Origin of the sequence: Oleiharenicola lentus (assembly GCF_051660365.1) — a bacterium.
In the GTDB taxonomy this organism is placed as follows: domain Bacteria; phylum Verrucomicrobiota; class Verrucomicrobiia; order Opitutales; family Opitutaceae; genus Lacunisphaera; species Lacunisphaera lenta_A.
This window is the reverse complement of sequence record NZ_JBOZXB010000001.1, coordinates 3315001-3331930: the sequence shown is the minus strand read 5'-3', so window position 1 is coordinate 3331930 and position 16930 is coordinate 3315001. Positions and strand designations below refer to the sequence as shown.

Here is a 16930-nt window from a genome sequence, read left to right as displayed (position 1 = left end):
CTCAACTCCCCAACTAAACGCCTCATGCAAATCGACAATAACCTTCAAGCCTCGGCCCTCACGCCGGCTCTCGAAAAATTCTGGAAACTCTCCGGCGAAAAGATCGACCTGATCTTCAAGGAATACGACCCCGCCAAGGGCTCGCCCGTTTTCACCGTCGGCGGCAAATACACCACGCGCGGCTGGACCGAGTGGACAGAAGGTTTCAGCTATGGCTCGGGTTTCTTGCAATTCGACGCGACCGGCGAAAAGCGTTTCGCCGACGCCGCCGCGAAACTCACCGTTGACCGCATGGCGTCGCATGTCTCGCACATCGGCGTGCACGATCACGGGTTCAACAATCTCTCGACCTACGGCAACTGGCTGCGCCTCCAACTCGAAGGTAAACTTCCGGCCACGCACATCGACTTCTGTGAGCTCGCGATCAAAACCTCCGGCGCCGCGCAAGCTTCCCGCTGGTCCCGCATTCAGCACGGCGGCGCCAACGGCACGCGTGGGAACGAAGAAGGCGGCTACATTTACTCCTTCAACGGCCCGCACTCGCTCTTCGTCGATACGATTCGCTCGGTGCGTATTTTGATGGTCGCGCACAAACTCGGTCACCGACTCATGGCGGAAAACGATGCCGCGCATTCGCTCCTGCAACGCGGTCTTCTCCACGCCGAAGCTACCGCGAAATATTCGATTTACTACGGCGAAGGCCGCGACAGCTACGACGTCCCCGCCGAACGCGGCCGCACGACGCACGAAGCCGTCTTCAACACCAACGACGGTCGCTTCCGTTGTCCGAACTCGCAGCAAGGTTTCTCCGGTTTCACCACGTGGACGCGCGGTCTCGCGTGGGCGATGGTCGGCATGGCTGAGGAACTGGAATTCCTCAAAACCGTTTCCGACGCCGACCTTGAACCGCTCGGCGGCCGCGCAAAGTGGGAAGCGATTCTTCTCAAAGCCGCGAAGGCGACCTGCGATTGGTATATCCAAGGCACCGCGCTCGACGGCATCCCGTATTGGGACGGTGGCGCGCCTAATCTCCACAAGCTCGGTGACTGGCGCTCGCGCAACGCCGAGATTTTCAACGATCACGAACCCGTCGACAGCTCGGCCGCCGCGATTGGCGTGCAAGGTCTGCTCCGTCTCGGTCGTTATCTCGGCATCAACACGACGGAAGGTAAAAAATATTGGCAAGCCGGCCTCACCACGATGCGCACGCTCCTCAGCGACGCGTATCTCGGCATCGATCCGAAGCATCAAGGCCTCTTGTTGCACTCGGTCTATCACCGCCCGAACGGCTGGGATAATATCCCCGCCGGCCAGAAGGTCCCGTGCGGCGAAGCCTGCATGTGGGGCGACTACCACCTCCGCGAAGCTGCACTCACGCTGCAACGCATCATCAAAGGCGAGAAAGATTACACCTTCTTCGGGTGCCTTAAATCATGAACACCGCTGCCCCTCTCCGCGATCTCTCGCGCCTGTGCGTTCACACGATCACCACGAAACCGTGGTCGATCGAAACCTGCGCCACCAAGTTTGCCGCCGCTGGTGTGACAGGGATTACCGTCTGGCGCGACACTCTCGAAGGTCGCGATATCCAAAAAACGGGCCAGTTGATACGCGACCAGGGCTTGTCGATCGTCTCGCTTTGTCGCGGGGGATTTTTTCCCGCTCTCACGCCAGTCGACCGTCGCAAAGCGCTCGACGATAATCGCAAAGCCATCGCCGAAGCGCACGCCCTCGGCGCACCAATGATCGTGCTCGTGTGCGGCGCCGTGCCCGGGCAATCGCTCGTCGCCTCGCGCAAGCAAATCGTCGATGGCATCGCTTCGCTGCTCGACGACTGCAAAGCCGCCGGCGTGAAACTCGCCATCGAGCCGCTGCATCCGATGTATGCCGATGCGCGTTCCGCCGTGAATACACTCGGTCAGGCCAACGACATGGTGGAGGAACTCAAATCCTCCTACGTCGGTGTCGCCGCCGACGTGTATCACCTTTGGTGGGATCCGGCACTCGAACAAGAAATCGCGCGCTGCGGTCGTCTCAATGCGCTCTTCGCCTACCACGTATGCGACTGGCGCACGCCCACCACCGATCTCCTCCTCGATCGCGGCCTGATGGGCGAAGGCTGCATCAATCTCCGCCAGATCCGTTCGTGGATCGAAGCGACCGGTTTCAAAGGCTTCAACGAAGTCGAAGTCTTCTCGAATCGTCTGTGGGCAACGGATCAGGACGCCTACCTCAAGAAAATCGTCCAAGCCTACCGCGACCACGTTTAATTATTAATTAACCACAGAGACACAGAGAACACAGAGCGGCTCAGAAATTTTCTCTGTGATCTCTGAGTCTCTGTGGTTCAAAAATTTCAACCTACTACTACACTCCAAATGAAAGTTCACAAAATCGGCATCATCATGAACGGCGTCACGGGACGCATGGGCACCAACCAGCATCTCATCCGCTCGATCAAGGCCATCATTGACCAAGGCGGCGTGAAGCTCTCCGACTCCGAGGTCATCATTCCTGATCCGGTGCTCGTCGGCCGCAGCGAATCCAAACTCAAGGCCCTCGCCGCTCGCGTCGGTGTGTCGCGCGTCTCCACAAACCTCGACGAGGAACTCGCGAAACCGGAAAACCAAATCTATTTCGACGCCACCCTCACCGGCCAGCGTCCGATCGGCGTGCGCAAGGCCATCGCTGCGAAAAAACACATCTACTGCGAAAAGCCCACCGCCACGACCTCCGCCGAAGCGCTCGCGCTCGCGAAGGAAGTCACCGCCGCCGGCCTCAAGAACGGCGTCGTGCAAGACAAGCTCTGGCTGCCTGGTCTCGTGAAACTGAAGTATCTCATCGATACCGGCTTCTTCGGCAAGATCCTCTCCGTGCGCGGCGAGTTCGGCTACTGGGTCTTCACCGGCGAATACGAGCAACTCCAACGCCCGTCCTGGAACTACCGCAAAGAAGAAGACGGCGGCATCATCGTGGACATGGTCTGCCACTGGCAGTATGTGATCCAGAATCTCTTCGGCGACATCAAGAGCCTCACCTGCTTGGGCGCGACACACATCCCGACGCGTTGGGACGAAGCCGCGAAGCCTTACAAGGCTACGGCCGACGACGCCGCTTACGCGACCTTCGAGCTGAAGAACGGCACGATCTGTCATTTCAATTCCTCGTGGGCCGTCCGCGTTGACCGCGAAGATCTCCTCACGCTGCAAGTCGACGGCACGCACGGGTCCGCCGTCGCCGGTCTCCGCGATTGCAAAGCGCAATCCCTCGCCGCCACGCCGCGCTGCACTTGGAATCCCGACGTCGACAGCCCGATCAACTACAAGGATGGTTGGACGCGCGTCCCGAACCAGCGCGTTTACGACAACGCGTTCAAGATCCAGTGGGAACTCTTCCTCAAGCACGTCGTTACCGACTCGCCGTTCCAATGGAATCTCTTCGAAGGTGCCAAAGGCGTGCAACTCGCCGAAGTCGCCCTCGACTCCTGGGCCCAGCGCCGCTGGCTCGACGTTCCCGAACTGAAGTAACCAATCCAAAACAAACCACAGAGACAAAGAGTTCACGGAGTCCAATCATTGGCTTTCTCTGTGTCTCTGTGCCTCTGTGGTTCAAATAAAAATTCTCATGTCTAAAGTTGCTTTAGTAACAGGTGGCTCTCGTGGCATCGGTTTCGGCATTGCCGAAAAACTCGCAGCCGAAAAATGGGACATCATCATCAACGGCGTGCGCGATGAAGCCGCTGTCGCCGAACCGCTCGCGAAACTTCGCGCCGCCGGCGTCAAAGTCGGTTACGCGCGCGGCGACGTCGGCTCCGTGGAAGGCCGCAATGCCATCCTCGCCGCCGTCAAAGCCTTCACCGGCGGCGCGTCGATCAACCTCCTCGTCAACAATGCCGGCGTCGCGCCGAAAGTCCGCGCCGATCTCTTGGAGACGAGCGAGGAATCCTACGATTACGTCGTCGATACCAACTTGAAGGGCGTGTTCTTCCTGACGCAGGCCTTCGCCCGCGAAATGGTCGCCGCCAAGAAAGCCGACGCGAACTTCTTCGGTTGCATCGTCAACATCACGTCGATCTCCGCGACGGTGGTGTCGATTAACCGCGGCGAATACTGCATCGCGAAAGCCGGCTTCGGCATGCTCACGCAGCTCTTCGCCACCCGTCTCGGCGGCGAAGGTATTCCGGTTTACGAAGTGCGCCCCGGCGTCATCAAGACCGACATGACTGCAGGCGTGACCGACAAATACGATAAGCTCATCGCCGGCGGACTCTGCGTCCAACCGCGTTGGGGTTTCCCGGACGACATCGGTCGCTCGGTCGCGGCCCTCGCCCGCGGCGACTTCCCGTTTTCAACCGGTCAGGTCATCATGGTCGACGGCGGCCTGACTATTCCGCGTCTGTAATCGGCAGCCCAGTTTCTCTTCAAGGTGACCTCGCGGTCGCCTTTTTTATTTACCGTATTCAGCGCGAGCTCACGGCTTTTCCAGCGACATGATCTCGATGTTGCGAAACCACACCGGCTGGCCCTCCGCTTGAAGCGCGATGTGACCGAAATGTAATTCGCGCGCGGCACCCGCTTTGATGATCGCAGCCGCCCACGGATCTTTCGGGTCGAGTTGCGGGTGCTGGTAGCGCAACACCTCCATGCCGTTTACACGATAAATGACTTCATCGTAACCGTGGACTTCCACCTCGATCTTGACCCAATCGCCTGCAGCAAAAGTCGGCGCGGTGGATTGAACGATGTGCTGGGTGATCAACTTGCCGTTCATTTCGATGTGCGTGCCGGGCGAACACATGTTGCCCGTCGGTCGCGAGCCCTTGCCCTCATCGGCAAGAAACTGCACTTCGAGGCTAGCGGGAAATTCCTGATCGCGCGGCAGGCTTTGCGGCGATTGTGAATGAATCATCACGCCGCTGTTGAGGTTCACGTAACTCGGCGCGTCAGACATCATCTTGCCCTCGAAACGATATTCCATGCGCAAAATATAACGCGAATAAGCGACGTTGCTGTAAAGGTGCCCGAACTGTTTTCCGAATTTCGGATACTTGTCGTAGGCTACCTTGATAATTCCGTCCTCCACGCGAAACGTGTCCGCGTAATTTTCGCCCAGCGGACGGCCGGCGATCTTAATCGTCCAACCATCGAGATTTTTTCCATTAAACAACGAAATCCATTTTCGCCCTGGCGCTGAGCTATCATTCGCGTGCGCAAAATGTATTCCGAACATGGAAACCGCCAAACCAACGAGCAACCGCAACGTGGAATTTTTCATGGGAACTCAACTGAGTTTGCCGTCCCTCCATAAGTCAAGCGAGCCGACTGGGCCCAGTGCCAGATCGGTGCTCGTCAATCCGCTCACTCACAACGGAGCAAGTGCGGCACGCTTGGGACCCCGGCCATCCGCCGAGGAATGGCCTCGAAGCCCTTGCCAAACCCACGGCGCGAAGTGGCGCTTAAACCAACGCATTTCCCATGACCACCACTCGCCCCAAGTTTGCGCGAGCTCGATCGGAAATGATTTTTGCCATGCAGGAGTGCTCCCCGGCAATCGCAACGCGTGAGCCAGCGCGTCCGCGATGCGCGCGTGACCAGCGGCGTTGGCATGAATGCGATCGTCGCTCCACAACCGCCGATCCGTTGCCACCGGATACGCCGCGAAATCCACCAGGATTGCGCCGCTTGCTTGCGAGGCCGCCGCGAGCGCCCGATTCAATGCGGCGATGCGTGGCGCGATCACCCGCGCGAGCGGCATGAGCGGGGTGAGGTCCGGCAGCGTAAAACTTAGCACCGTCGCCCCACCTCGCACCAATGCGTGTTGCATGTGCGCAATATCCGCCGCCACGGCTTCCGCATCGAAGCGCCAGCTCGTGACATCGTTGGTGCCGCAAAAGACCGTCGCGAGATCCGGACGCATCGCGAGCGCGTCGGCGAGTTGACGCTCACGCACCTGGCGCGTCGTCAGTCCACGCACGGCAAGATTTGCGTAGAGGAGTCCGCCACCTTGCGCCGCATCCACGCGCTCCGCCAAACGCTGCGACCAGCCACGATAACCACCCACGCTATCGGGGTCGTCGATTCCCTCGGTAGAACTGTCTCCAAGCGCCACGTAGCGCGAGAAAGTGGCCGGTGACTTGATCTGCATCGCCGATCTCACCCCGCCTCACCTAACGCGGCCCGCAAGCGCGCGAGTTCGATTTTCAGCGTGGCGACTTCCGCCTCTAAATTGACCAGCCTCGCTTCTGCTTCCGCCGGAAGCATCATCGTCACGGCGACTTTCACCGCTTCGCGCGCGCCGTCCGTTCCCGACGCGCCCGCCCCCTCGTCCGGCGACGGCTCTCCCGTTAACAGCTGCACCCACCGCGCCTCTTTCTGTCCCGTCTGCCGCGACAATTTGCGCACGAGCGGTTCCGAGCGCTCGCTCAAATGAACCAACAGCGCTTCGCAGTCCGCCAACTCCGAGACCGCCACCATCCGTTCGCAATTTCCGCGCAGTCCCGCTGTCGTTTGCGGCCCGCGCAACATCAACTCAGCCAGCATCGCCTGCGCCAGCGGTTCCACCGGAAAGCGCTCACTGAAGCGATGCCGGTATTTGATCGCTCGCGCGTTTGCTCCGCTAAACGCCATCACGAGTCGCTTGCTGCGCAATCGATCCAGCGCGCCCTCCACCTCCGCCTCACCCAAAGCCATCACCGGCGCACGATTATTTTTTTGGTTACACGCATTCACCAGCGCGTTGAGCGAGAGCGGGTAAAGATCGGGCGTCGTAGTTTCTTTCTCAATCAAACAGCCCAATACCCGAGCCTCCAGCACATCGAGCGTCACAAACCCAGCGTCGGTCGAATCGTGCCTGGTTGAATCCGTGTCATTCATGCCTAAATCTCCGCACCGTCGCTCCGCCAAAGCAATCCCGCAACCTGCTGACACAATGCTGTCAGCACCCCGTGCTAAGATCCGCCGCCATGAAACTCACTCTGCTTTGCCTCCTCAGCGCCTTGCTCAGCGCAATCGCCTGCCGTGCGGAAAAGACCCCACCACTCCCACCATCGCCTGGCGCCACGCCCATGAAATCATTTGTCATCCTCTTCCGCCAAGGTCCACACCCGCTCACCGACGCCGATAAAGCGGCCCGCCAGACCGCGATCTCCACATGGGCGCGCGAACAGAATGCCGCCGGCCACAAACTTGAGCCGCGCAGCATCGCGCCCGACGCAACTCATCCAGGTATCACGGCGCCAAATGAAACGAGCGGCCTTTGGCCAGTCACTGCGTTGCTATTCCTTGAAGCACGCGATCTCGCCGAAGCCACCGCGGTCGCGGCTGCGCACCCCGCGAAAGACTACAACGTCAGCATGGAAGTCCGTCCGTGGTCGCCGCCCGCGGCTCCCGCCGTTGTCGTAAAACAGTTCACGAAAATTTCCGGCGCGTTCGACGTGAACATGAAACCACAGTCCGCCGCCGATGCGGTCGTCGGCCGTTTCTCGCTCGACAAAAAATATCACGGCGAACTCGAAGCCACCGCCACTGGCGAAATGTTAACCGCGATGACGGCCACGAAAGGCTCCGCTGGTTACGTCGCGATTGAAAAAGTCACCGGCACACTGGCGGGCCGCAGCGGCACCTTTCATTTGCAGCATACAGGAACCATGAACCGCGGCGCACCTTCGCTCACGATTACCGTGGTCCCGGATTCCGGCACCGGCGAGCTGATTGGTTTAACCGGCACGATGGACATCAAGATCGGCGCTGATGGGGCGCACATTTACGTCTTCGACTTCGCGATTACGTCGACTCCGTGATGTGAGTTGATAGTGAAATTGACGGAGCGTGCATTTTTTCGCGCCGGCTTCAACGTCGCTCGATGATCGGGCCAATCCTGTTATTCGTTTCTTGGGTGCTGCTCCGCTGGGAGCACAAAGGCCTGGGCACGCTCGGTTTCAATTTTCCAAGAATTCGCAGCTGTGAGTTTGCGCTCGGCTTGCTCGTCACGGGAATGGCTGCGGCGATTCAGCAAATTGGTTCTTCCTATGCGACGAACGATGCTTGGCGCCTCAACTCCAGCCTCAGCTTCGGGCTCGTGGTCACGCAACTGCGCTGGACGCTAAATTCCGTCTTGTTCGAGGAGCTGCTGTTTCGCGGCTACCTGCTCTATCAAGCCATTCGCTTTCTCGGGCCGCGTCGTGGCGTGTGGTTGAGCGCGGTGGCCTTTGGCATCTATCATTGGTTTACATTCGGCGTGCTAGGAAATCCGGTTGCGATGATCTACGTGTTTTTACTCACCGGAGCTTTCGGCGGCTTGTGCGCATTTGCCTTTGCGGAAACCAAATCGATCGTCGCACCCATCGGACTTCATCTCGGCTGGAATTTGGTGAGCTATGTAATCTTTTCTGCCGGCCCGTCCGGTGCATCGATTTTAATCCCTGCAAGCGGCGTGGCTCGGATGAAGGCCATCGGCCTGCCGGGACTGGCGCTTGGGCTCGGCCTGCAACTGACGCTGGTGGCGCTTGTCATTCTCGCGCTTCTTCGTCGGCGGAGCCGTCTTGCTCCCGTCGCTTAAAATCCAAACATCCGCCGCCAGCGTGCAGGCAAACCCACCACTGCTTTTTTCACGCGGATTTCGCGATACGGCACCATCAGCCAAATAAAAAGCCCGCGTGACATCACACCGACTGCCGTGAGCCCAAGTAGCCAGCGACCGTAAGGTTGTTGGAGCAGCGTCTCCAGCGCCTTGGGAAATCCGCCCGCCTCGGCCGGATCAGCGTGCAATCCCGCGCGCCACAGAAACCACGCGATCAGTCCCGCCACAATCGCTTGCGCAACGAAACCGAATCGCGCCGTGGTTTTCAGCCATAAGCCCGAAGTATCTTTCCCGTCGTTATCCGAAAACACATCCATGAAGCGCCCACGGATGAGTCGCACGATCATCGAAACCGCCACGCCCACAGTCACGGCGGCGGCAACCAGGATGAGCATCCGCCCACCCGGCCAACTTAACACGAGTTCAGTCCACGATTTCACGGCCTCATCTCCGCTTTCTCCACCCCAGGTGCGCCCGAGCCCCACGCCGGCGGTTTTGTAAGCGAGGAAGAAGTTTAATCCCGCGCCAAACCCAAAACCGAACCGCAGCGCGCGCCCGATCCAATCCTTCGCCACGCGCTCGGGATCCCAGATGCACTGCACGGCGTTCCACACGCCATAATTGAGCAAACCAAACGCCAGTAAGAGCAGCGCCACTTTTCCAAACGGTTGGTTACCGATTTTCTCGACAGCACCGTGCATGTCTTCAGCGGAGCCACCAAACCCCAACGCCAAGCGCAGCGCCAGCAGTCCGATGACAAAATAAATAGTGCCTTTCGCCGCGAAGCCCGCGCGTGCGACAAAGCTGATCCACGGGCGAATCTTTTGAACTGATTTAGAAATTTTTGTCGGCATCGCGCAGTTCCCTGACCCGTGAGACGCGGAAATGTGCTTGGGGCATTTTCCGGTCTTCGCGGCGAGGCAGGAACGCGCCCAACGGCGAATGGTCTCACCAATCATGAAGCCCCGATCCCTAAAAGTCTCCCTGCCCAAAATAGTTTCCCGCGAACAATGGCTCAAAGCGCGCACCTCCTTTCTCAAAAAAGAAAAGGCGTTTACTAAAGCCCGTGACCGTCACTATGCCGACCTGCGTCGTCTGCCAATGGTCGAGATAACCGAGCCTTACGTGTTCACTGGCCCACACGGCAAGGTCACGCTGCTTGATCTCTTCGACGGCCAGGATCAGCTGATCATTTATCATTTCATGTGGCTCTGGAAAAACGGAAAGCCGCTGAAAAACGGCTGCCCAAGTTGCTCTGCCGCGATGGACCATATCGCCCGCGGCCATCTGCAACAACTCCATCGGCGCGACACGAACTTCGTGTGCATCTCGCGCGCGCCGATGGAGAAAATCGCCGCTTTCAAGCGCCGCATGGGCTGGAAATTTCCGTGGGTTTCCTCGGCGGACAGTCGCTTCAATTTCGATTTCCACGTTTCTTTCGACGAAACAATCACGCCGTTCATCTACAACTACCGCGCGAAGGCGGCGTGGATGAAAACGCCCGCGCGCGCATTCATCGACCAAGAACAACCGTTCGATCTTCACGGCCAAAGTTGTTTCCTGCGCGTCGGTAAAAAAGTGTATCACACCTACTCCACCTACGGTCGCGGCACTGAAACGGTGGGCGGCGCGAACTACTACGTGGATCAGACTGCACTTGGCCGTCAGGAGCCGTGGGAAAAACCCGCCGGACGTATTCTCCATCCTGGTTTTGGCGCCGGTTCGACCCGGATGCGTTACCCCGACGAAGTGAAATCCTAGCCAAGGCAGTCATGCGTTTAACCGTTCCTAAATAACCGGGCATGGTCATTGCGTATCCGGAGGAGGCGCGATATCCTTTCCTATGGAAATCAAACTGCCGCACATGCCCTTCAAATTCGATTCACCGGAAGGCCGGATGGAAATCACGGTGCGCCCGGGAGTGGTCGTTGCCAACAAACCTCCGCAGTTCACGGCCGCCGCAACTTATCTTCAGCCCGGCGCGCGCGCATTGGAACGCATCCCGCTCTCCGCTCACGCCGACTCGCACACCGGCACGATGCAGGTTCTGACCAGCGGGTTTAAGGTAAACCTCGCGAGTCATCCCAAGGACAGCGCTGCTTATCGTGTGCTCAACGCGTTGTGCTCCGCTACGGGCGTGACCGAAGTCGACAATTGATGCCGCGCGTGGACAAAAAAAACCCGGCCATGAAGCCGGGTTTGAGCAAACAAAACTAGAAGACGGATTAGGCGCTAGCCGCTTTCGAACCGCGCGAGCGACGCCACGCGGCGAAGCCCAACGACATAACACCAGCCATCGCGGCGTAGGTGGATGGCTCAGGAATCGCTGAAGCTACGGCGCTTCCAATCACATCGATCTCGCGGTAGGCGCTGCCACCATTTTCAAAGTCCGTGAAAGTGAATTGCAAAGCCGCGACTCCGTTGAGCAAGTTGGCATCACCACCCAAGTCTTGGATGGTAACACTGGTCCGACTCGTGGGGTAACCGTCACCATCACCGGCTGCCAACTGAGGCACCACCGCCAGCGTGATGAATGTCGCAGGGGCAGACGCGAGCGAGTAACTTACCGTATATTCCTGTCCGTCGCGTCCATTGTCCCAACCCACAAACGTGCTGACGCTGGTAATATTGTATCCGGCCGTATTAGTCGTGAGGTCGAAATTGAATGTCACGATAGCACCCGAGGCAAACGCCACCGCGGCACTGTAATCGGAACGTGAATTGCCAAAGTTGCCGTCATTCAATCGAGAGATCGACGTTCCACCCCCGAGCGCGCCGGAATAACCACTGGGAGATATGGTGGCGGATGAAAGATTCGTCTGCAGGAGATCGGTGTTCGAGACCGAGTAAGTGAGCGAGTCGGTGAATTGCGAAGTGACGATTTGGACTTGAGCGTGAAGAGCCGAAGCCGACGCCAAGATTAGGGCGAAAGCTCCCAGCAAGTTATTTTTGTTCATGGCAGGTGAGGTGGTGCACCTTTGGAAGAAACGGGACTCGTTCTTCAAAATGGCAAAGGCGGTCTAGTTTACCTCTTTTTTGAGAACACGTCCTGTCGTTATTTAACGACACTTCTCAATTGGGACTTCAGCGGGTCAGACGATTTTCCACCACATAACGCAGCAGATCCGCCGTCGTGCGCAGTCTAAGTTTTTCCATGATTCGAGCGCGATACGTCGCGACTGATGGCACGCTCACTCCAAGCCGAGCAGCAATTTCTTTCTGCCCCAAACCGCGACCCAAATCCGTAAGCACTTCCAATTCGCGGGCGGAAAGCGAATGCGTTGACGTCCCAAATGGAGGGCGCGAAGTCCGTAGCTCTTTGAGTTTTTCGCTCACGTAACCACGCCCCGCCAAGGTCTCGCTCGCCGCGATTGCAATGAGCGCGGGATCCGCCGTCTTCGCCAGAAATCCATTCGCACCGGCGTCCAACGCAGCGCGTCCCATCTTCTCCTCGCTAAACGATGTGAAAACCAAAATCGGCAGATGAGGGCGCAGCACCCGCAAGCGGCGCAGTGTTTCCAGTTCTCCCGCACCCGGCAAACCGAGGTCGAGCACCACGAGATCGAAATCTGTCGCCACGATGGCGCCTTCCGCTTCGAAGGCGTTGCTGACTTTCTCAAACTGCGCCGTGGGAATTTTTTTTCGAATCGCCCTCGGCAGCGCGTCGCGAATCAGCCCGTGGTCATCGGCGAGCAAAATTCGTGGCGAAGCGGTGTCGGGCATCGACTTGGAGAACAGATTCCCTCATCGCTGTCGGCAACTGCAATCCCCACTCAGGATGATCACTTTCTTTCGCCGCGCGGGACTCGTTGGCCTGGGCGTTTTTCTTGTTCTCTTTAGCAATTCGCTGGCAACTGAAGCTGCCTCCTCCGCGCCCGCACCAACGGCCCACGCACTCTCAAATTTCGAAAATTTGCTCGCCGAATCACGGCGCGTTCAGGCCAACGAGCCACAGCGGGCCGTTCAGATCGCACACGAGGCATTGAAACTCGCGCCAGCGGAAAGCCGTCCGATTTCGGCGGAGATTCGCGCCCGGACGCAGCTCGCTGAAGCGCTGCGCATGACGAGCAACTACCCGGAAGCACGCACGGTGATCGACGCGGCGCTCGCTTTGCCCGCCGGCGATGCGGAGAAACTCGAACGCGCCCAAGCGTTGCACGGCTCCGGTCAGATCTACTGGAACCGCGGCGACTACGCGCGGGCCGAGGCCTGTTTCGTCGAGGCGCAAACTGTCGCCGAAGTCGTGGCCGACAAACGCTTGCTCACGCGCGTGCTGAACAGCCGAGGCATCGTGGCGCGACATCAGAAAAATCTGACGCAATCCGCTGATTTTTTCACCAAAGCCCTCATCGCAGCCGGCGACGAGATAGATCTCAGGCTGCAGATTCAAAACAACCTCGCGGTGCTCTACATAGACATGGGCAGGCTCGATGACGCGCGCACGCAACTCACCGCCAACCTCGCCACTCACACCGCCAACAACAATCGGCGCAGCGTGGCCAATGCGATCATCAACCTCGCGATCGTTGAAACCAATGCCGGCAACCATATCGCCGCGCTCGACTACAACCTGCGCGCCCTCGCACTGCGCAAAGAACTCGGCATTCCCCGCCACATCGCCTCGGCCCAAGTGGCCGTGGCCGCTTCGCTCATAAAAGCGGCTCGCGCAGACGAAGCGCTTAGCTATTTAAAAAACGCTCAGATCGCTGCCGAAAAACTCGCGAGCCACGAACTGTGGGCGAATCTTTACACCGCCATGAGCAATGCTCACGCAGCCCGTGAGGAATTTCGCGAAGCGCTCGATTTTCAAAAGAAAGCCGAGAAAGAAAACGAACTCGTCGCCGGTGAGAAAACCGCGGCCGCCGTTGCGGAGCTCCGCGAACGGTTCGACGCGGAAAAACGCGAACGCGAACTTGTCGAAATGCGTGCCTCGCAACTCCAGAAAAACAACGAACTAGCACTGAAAGAATCCGAACTACAGCGCCACAAACTAGAGCGCTATGCTTTCGGCGTGGTGCTGATTTTGAGCAGCATCACGTTTATTGCGATTGTGGGGCGGCATCGCGCTAAAGTTCGCGCCGAACGCATCATCTTCGAACAAACTCAACGCGCCCGCGAGGCCGCTGAAGAAGCCAATCAGACGAAGACTCGCTTGCTCGACCTCGCATCGCACGATCTGAAAGCGCCACTCGTCGGCGTGATGATGACCGCGGATATCCTCATCGAAGAATCGGCAAACCAAGCCAATCTCATCGAACCCGCGCGCTCCATCCGTGCTGAAAGCGAACGCATGTTCAAGCTGGTGCAAGGCCTGCTCGACGGATCCGCGGTCGAGGCAAATCGTTTAAAGCTTACGCTCGCGTCTCTGGATTTGAATTCATTGGTCGCGGCAACGATTTCAGTTTTTCAGCGCCGAGCTGCCCATAAACAGCAGCGCGTGGAGTTCACGCCGGCGAAAGAACTTCCAGAAATTGAAGGCGACTACACACGCCTCCAGCAAGTGGTGGAAAACCTCATCGATAACGCACTGAAATTTTCGCCAGCCGGAACCACCGTTCACATCGCCGTTAGCTCGCAGATGGACCGAGTGCAACTGGCGGTGCGCGACGAAGGCCCCGGATTGACCGACGAGGATAAGCAAAAGCTGTTTCAAAAATTCTCCCGCCTCAGTGCGGTGCCTACTGCCGGGGAAACTTCGACCGGACTCGGATTGGCGTTAGCTCGTGAACTGGTGGAATTGCACGGTGGAAAAATTTGGGCTGAATCAAAACCGAGTGAAGGCGCCGTATTTATGGTGGAAATTCCCACGCGCAGCAGGAAAGCAGCAAACTAATGGTCCGAAGCTGAATAATTCTCGATTAAGGCCGCAATATTGTGCATTTGCGGGCCCATAGTATGTCGTTCGCGTTGTTATCACTCGCACTGTTGAAAACATCCCGCGCAATTTGATGGATATAGAGCGATCGGTTTAGGTCGGTTCCGCCTGAAGTCGCGTTTCAGACGGGCTTGTCTCTTATTACGCCAAGCGAAGAACATGAACACAGCATTTTTTTCGCTCCCGTCAAAATTACAGCGCCGATTTTATGCAGGCGCGCGGTCTCAATGTTTCGATAGCGTCTGGAACTTTCTCAAAGCAGATTTACCCGGTCAGCGGGAAAACTGCGGGAGATAGCAACTCGGACAAGTTCGTCTAGCGCCTGCGAAAGTTAGTATAATCGCCCCGTCGAGTATTGAGTAGCTACCTACGAAGCCCGCAGAAACTCGACCCGGTCAATTCACACAGAATTGAACTGAACTTAATTTTTCACCTAATCGAGCGCCGTCAGCTAAACTGCCCGATGGTTTGAAACTCTAATCAACTACAAGATTGAATCGCACACTATAGAGCGTCGCGACGACGCATGGCGCTCACTCCTGAAGAGGAATTAGACGACTGATCTCATTTTCTCTCAGCAAAAACCAGCAAATAAAAAGGCCCGAATGCTGCTTTCGCAACATTCGGGCCATAAACCTGGCAACAACCTACTCTCGCGGGACCTAACGTCCTACTACCATTGGCTACTCGGGGCTTAACGGCCGTGTTCGGGATGGGAACGGGTGGAACCCCCGGTATATGGTCACCAGGAAACTCGTGCTCCTTTCGGAGAAATTAAAAAGTTCAAATAACAAAAATAATGTAAGTAGGTGAAATAAACGCCTAAAAACTGGCATTTTGCATAAACCGGCAAGGTCATTAGTAGCAGTAAACTGAACGTATTACTACGCTTGCATTTCTGCCCTATCAACCGGGTGGTCTACCCGGACCTTGCACCGTCTTGCGACGGATTGTGATCTTATCTTGGGATGAGCTTGGCGCTTAGATGCTTTCAGCGCTTATCTCTTCCGCACATAGCTACCCGGCGCTGCCACTGACGTGACAACCGGAACACCAGAGGTGCGTCATTCTCGGTCCTCTCGTACTAGAGAATGAACCCCTCAAATCACAAACGCCCACAGCGGATAGAGGACCGAACTGTCTCACGACGTTCTGAACCCAGCTCGCGTACCACTTTAACCGGCGAACAGCCGGACCCTTGGGACCTTCTCCAGCCCCAGGATGTGATGAGCCGACATCGAGGTGCCAAACCGCGCCGTCGCTGTGAACGCTTGGGCGCGATCAGCCTGTTATCCCTAGCGTACCTTTTGTCCTATGAGCGATGGCGATTCCACATTCAACCACCGGATCACTTGAACCTGCTTTCGCAACTGCTCGACTTGTTGGTCTCACAGTAAAGCTCCCTTATACTCATGCGCTCTATAGCCCGATTACCGACCGGGCTGAGGGAACCTTCGTAATCCTCCGTTACTCTTTGGGAGGATTCCGCCCCAGAAAAACTGACCTGCTATCACTGTCCCACGCCCAGATAATGGGTCGAGGTTAGACGCCTAACAATTAAAAACTGGTATTTCATATTACGACTCGACTCGCCCCTGAAGGCAAGTTTCGCAGTCTCCCAGCTATGCTACGTATTAAAAATCAAGCGACAATAACAGCTTACAGTAAAGGTGCATAGGGTCTTTCCGTCCTGCTGCGGGTAGGCGGCATCTTCACCGCCACTACAATTTCACTGGGCCTCTCTCCGAGACAGTTGTCAACTCGTTACTTGATTCGTGCGGGTCGGAACTTACCCGACAAGGAATTTCGCTACCTTAGGACCGTTATAGTTACGGCCGACATTCACGGGGGCTTAGACCCGGAGCTTGCACCCCAGGCTTTCACCTTTCCGCATTGGTCACAAGTCACTCCCTATACGTCGTCTTGCGACTTAGCAGAGAGCTGTGTTTTTGCTAAACAGTCGGTTGACACTCTTATCTGTGGCCTCTTGCGAGGCACCCCTTATAGCTAACATACGGGGTCAGTTTGCCGAGTTCCTTAGAGAGATTTAACCCACGCGCCTTAGAATACTCATCTATTCCACCTGTGTCGGTTTACGGTACGGGCACCCTATCAAATAACCACAAAGCTTTTCCTGGAAGCCGAGTATCACACAAATTGCTTCGGCCGTGGCCTCTGCTTTTTATCGTCTTTCAGATAGATCCGGTATTTTACTCCCGAATAACCTACAGACTTAAACGGGAATCAACGCCCCGCTCATGTTAACTTTCTCCGTCACTCTATGGTATCGAACTCTAATAAGGTGGTGCTGGAATATTAAACCAGCTGTGCATCGACTACTCCTTACGGCCTCGTCTTAGCTCCCGACTAACCCTGGGAGGACGAACCTTCCCCAGGAATCCTTGGAATTGAGGCGAGATGGATTTCAACCATCTTTATCGTTACTTATGTCTGCATTCTCACTTCCAAACGCTCCAT

General features: G+C 57.2%; 15 protein-coding genes and 2 rRNA genes (1 of these 17 cut by a window edge). 9 read left to right on the top strand and 8 right to left on the bottom strand.

Annotation, left to right across the window (positions count from 1 at the left end; all coding sequences use genetic code 11):
• Positions 1–24: 24 nt before the first annotated feature.
• The 4 genes from ACRRQW_RS13040 (at position 25) to ACRRQW_RS13025 (ending at position 4401) form a co-directional block, all read left to right on the top strand.
• A complete protein-coding gene (locus ACRRQW_RS13040; protein WP_438481904.1) occupies positions 25–1437 on the top strand; it encodes a glycosyl hydrolase in 1413 nt (470 codons plus the stop codon).
• On the top strand, positions 1434–2270 hold the full coding sequence (locus ACRRQW_RS13035; RefSeq protein WP_438481903.1) for a sugar phosphate isomerase/epimerase family protein: 837 nt from the start codon (positions 1434–1436) through the stop codon (positions 2268–2270). Before ACRRQW_RS13040 ends, ACRRQW_RS13035 begins: the two co-directional genes overlap by 4 nt.
• Before the next feature lie 108 nt (positions 2271–2378).
• Complete coding sequence (locus tag ACRRQW_RS13030) at positions 2379–3527, top strand: Gfo/Idh/MocA family protein (protein ID WP_438481901.1); 1149 nt, start codon at positions 2379–2381, stop codon at positions 3525–3527.
• 97 nt (positions 3528–3624) lie between these two features.
• A complete protein-coding gene (locus ACRRQW_RS13025) occupies positions 3625–4401 on the top strand; it encodes a 3-ketoacyl-ACP reductase (RefSeq protein ID WP_438481899.1) in 777 nt (258 codons plus the stop codon).
• Between the two features lie 69 nt (positions 4402–4470).
• Here ACRRQW_RS13025 and ACRRQW_RS13020 read toward each other — a convergent pair whose 3' ends face one another.
• The 3 genes from ACRRQW_RS13020 to ACRRQW_RS13010 all read right to left on the bottom strand — a co-directional run bounded on the left by ACRRQW_RS13020 (position 4471) and on the right by ACRRQW_RS13010 (position 6872).
• Positions 4471–5274 (bottom strand): 3-keto-disaccharide hydrolase, encoded by an 804-nt coding sequence (locus ACRRQW_RS13020; protein ID WP_438481898.1) that lies wholly within the window; start codon positions 5272–5274, stop codon positions 4471–4473.
• A gap of 87 nt (positions 5275–5361) precedes the next feature.
• A complete protein-coding gene (locus tag ACRRQW_RS13015) occupies positions 5362–6144 on the bottom strand; it encodes an SGNH/GDSL hydrolase family protein (protein WP_438481897.1) in 783 nt (260 codons plus the stop codon).
• An 8-nt stretch (positions 6145–6152) separates the two neighbouring features.
• On the bottom strand, positions 6153–6872 hold the full coding sequence (locus ACRRQW_RS13010) for a YceH family protein (protein WP_438481896.1): 720 nt from the start codon (positions 6870–6872) through the stop codon (positions 6153–6155).
• A 191-nt stretch (positions 6873–7063) separates the two neighbouring features.
• Here ACRRQW_RS13010 and ACRRQW_RS13005 point away from each other — a divergent pair, with 191 nt between their 5' ends.
• Positions 7064–7798, top strand: coding sequence for a DUF3224 domain-containing protein (locus ACRRQW_RS13005; protein WP_438481895.1), 735 nt, complete (start codon positions 7064–7066; stop codon positions 7796–7798).
• A 62-nt stretch (positions 7799–7860) separates the two neighbouring features.
• Positions 7861–8556: a lysostaphin resistance A-like protein gene (locus tag ACRRQW_RS13000; protein WP_438481894.1), complete on the top strand. Its 696-nt coding sequence runs from the start codon at positions 7861–7863 to the stop codon at positions 8554–8556.
• Here ACRRQW_RS13000 and ACRRQW_RS12995 read toward each other — a convergent pair.
• Complete coding sequence (locus ACRRQW_RS12995; RefSeq protein WP_438481893.1) at positions 8553–9431, bottom strand: DUF1206 domain-containing protein; 879 nt, start codon at positions 9429–9431, stop codon at positions 8553–8555. The genes ACRRQW_RS13000 and ACRRQW_RS12995 overlap by 4 nt on opposite strands.
• A 103-nt stretch (positions 9432–9534) precedes the next feature.
• On the opposite strand from ACRRQW_RS12995, the gene ACRRQW_RS12990 reads away from it, so the two are divergent.
• Both ACRRQW_RS12990 and ACRRQW_RS12985 read left to right on the top strand, forming a co-directional pair.
• The gene (locus ACRRQW_RS12990; protein WP_438481892.1) at positions 9535–10338 is read left to right on the top strand and encodes a DUF899 domain-containing protein; all 804 of its coding nucleotides are present in this window, start codon (positions 9535–9537) and stop codon (positions 10336–10338) included.
• Positions 10339–10441: 103 nt separating this feature from the next.
• Entirely contained in the window at positions 10442–10735 is a 294-nt protein-coding gene (locus ACRRQW_RS12985; protein ID WP_438481891.1) for a hypothetical protein, read from the top strand.
• Positions 10736–10802: 67 nt separating this feature from the next.
• On the opposite strand, the gene ACRRQW_RS12980 is transcribed toward ACRRQW_RS12985, so the two are convergent.
• A complete protein-coding gene (locus ACRRQW_RS12980) occupies positions 10803–11534 on the bottom strand; it encodes a PEP-CTERM sorting domain-containing protein (protein ID WP_438481890.1) in 732 nt (243 codons plus the stop codon).
• 127 nt (positions 11535–11661) lie between these two features.
• Positions 11662–12300: a response regulator gene (locus tag ACRRQW_RS12975; RefSeq protein WP_438481889.1), complete on the bottom strand. Its 639-nt coding sequence runs from the start codon at positions 12298–12300 to the stop codon at positions 11662–11664.
• 259 nt (positions 12301–12559) lie between these two features.
• Between ACRRQW_RS12975 and ACRRQW_RS12970 the strand changes: the two genes are divergently transcribed.
• Positions 12560–14410, top strand: coding sequence for a tetratricopeptide repeat-containing sensor histidine kinase (locus ACRRQW_RS12970; RefSeq protein WP_438481888.1), 1851 nt, complete (start codon positions 12560–12562; stop codon positions 14408–14410).
• 676 nt (positions 14411–15086) lie between these two features.
• On the opposite strand, the gene rrf is transcribed toward ACRRQW_RS12970, so the two are convergent.
• Both rrf and ACRRQW_RS12960 read right to left on the bottom strand, forming a co-directional pair.
• Positions 15087–15202, bottom strand: a 5S ribosomal RNA gene (rrf, locus tag ACRRQW_RS12965).
• Between the two features lie 87 nt (positions 15203–15289).
• Positions 15290–16930: ribosomal RNA gene (locus ACRRQW_RS12960) — 23S ribosomal RNA — on the bottom strand; it runs 1271 nt beyond the window's last position.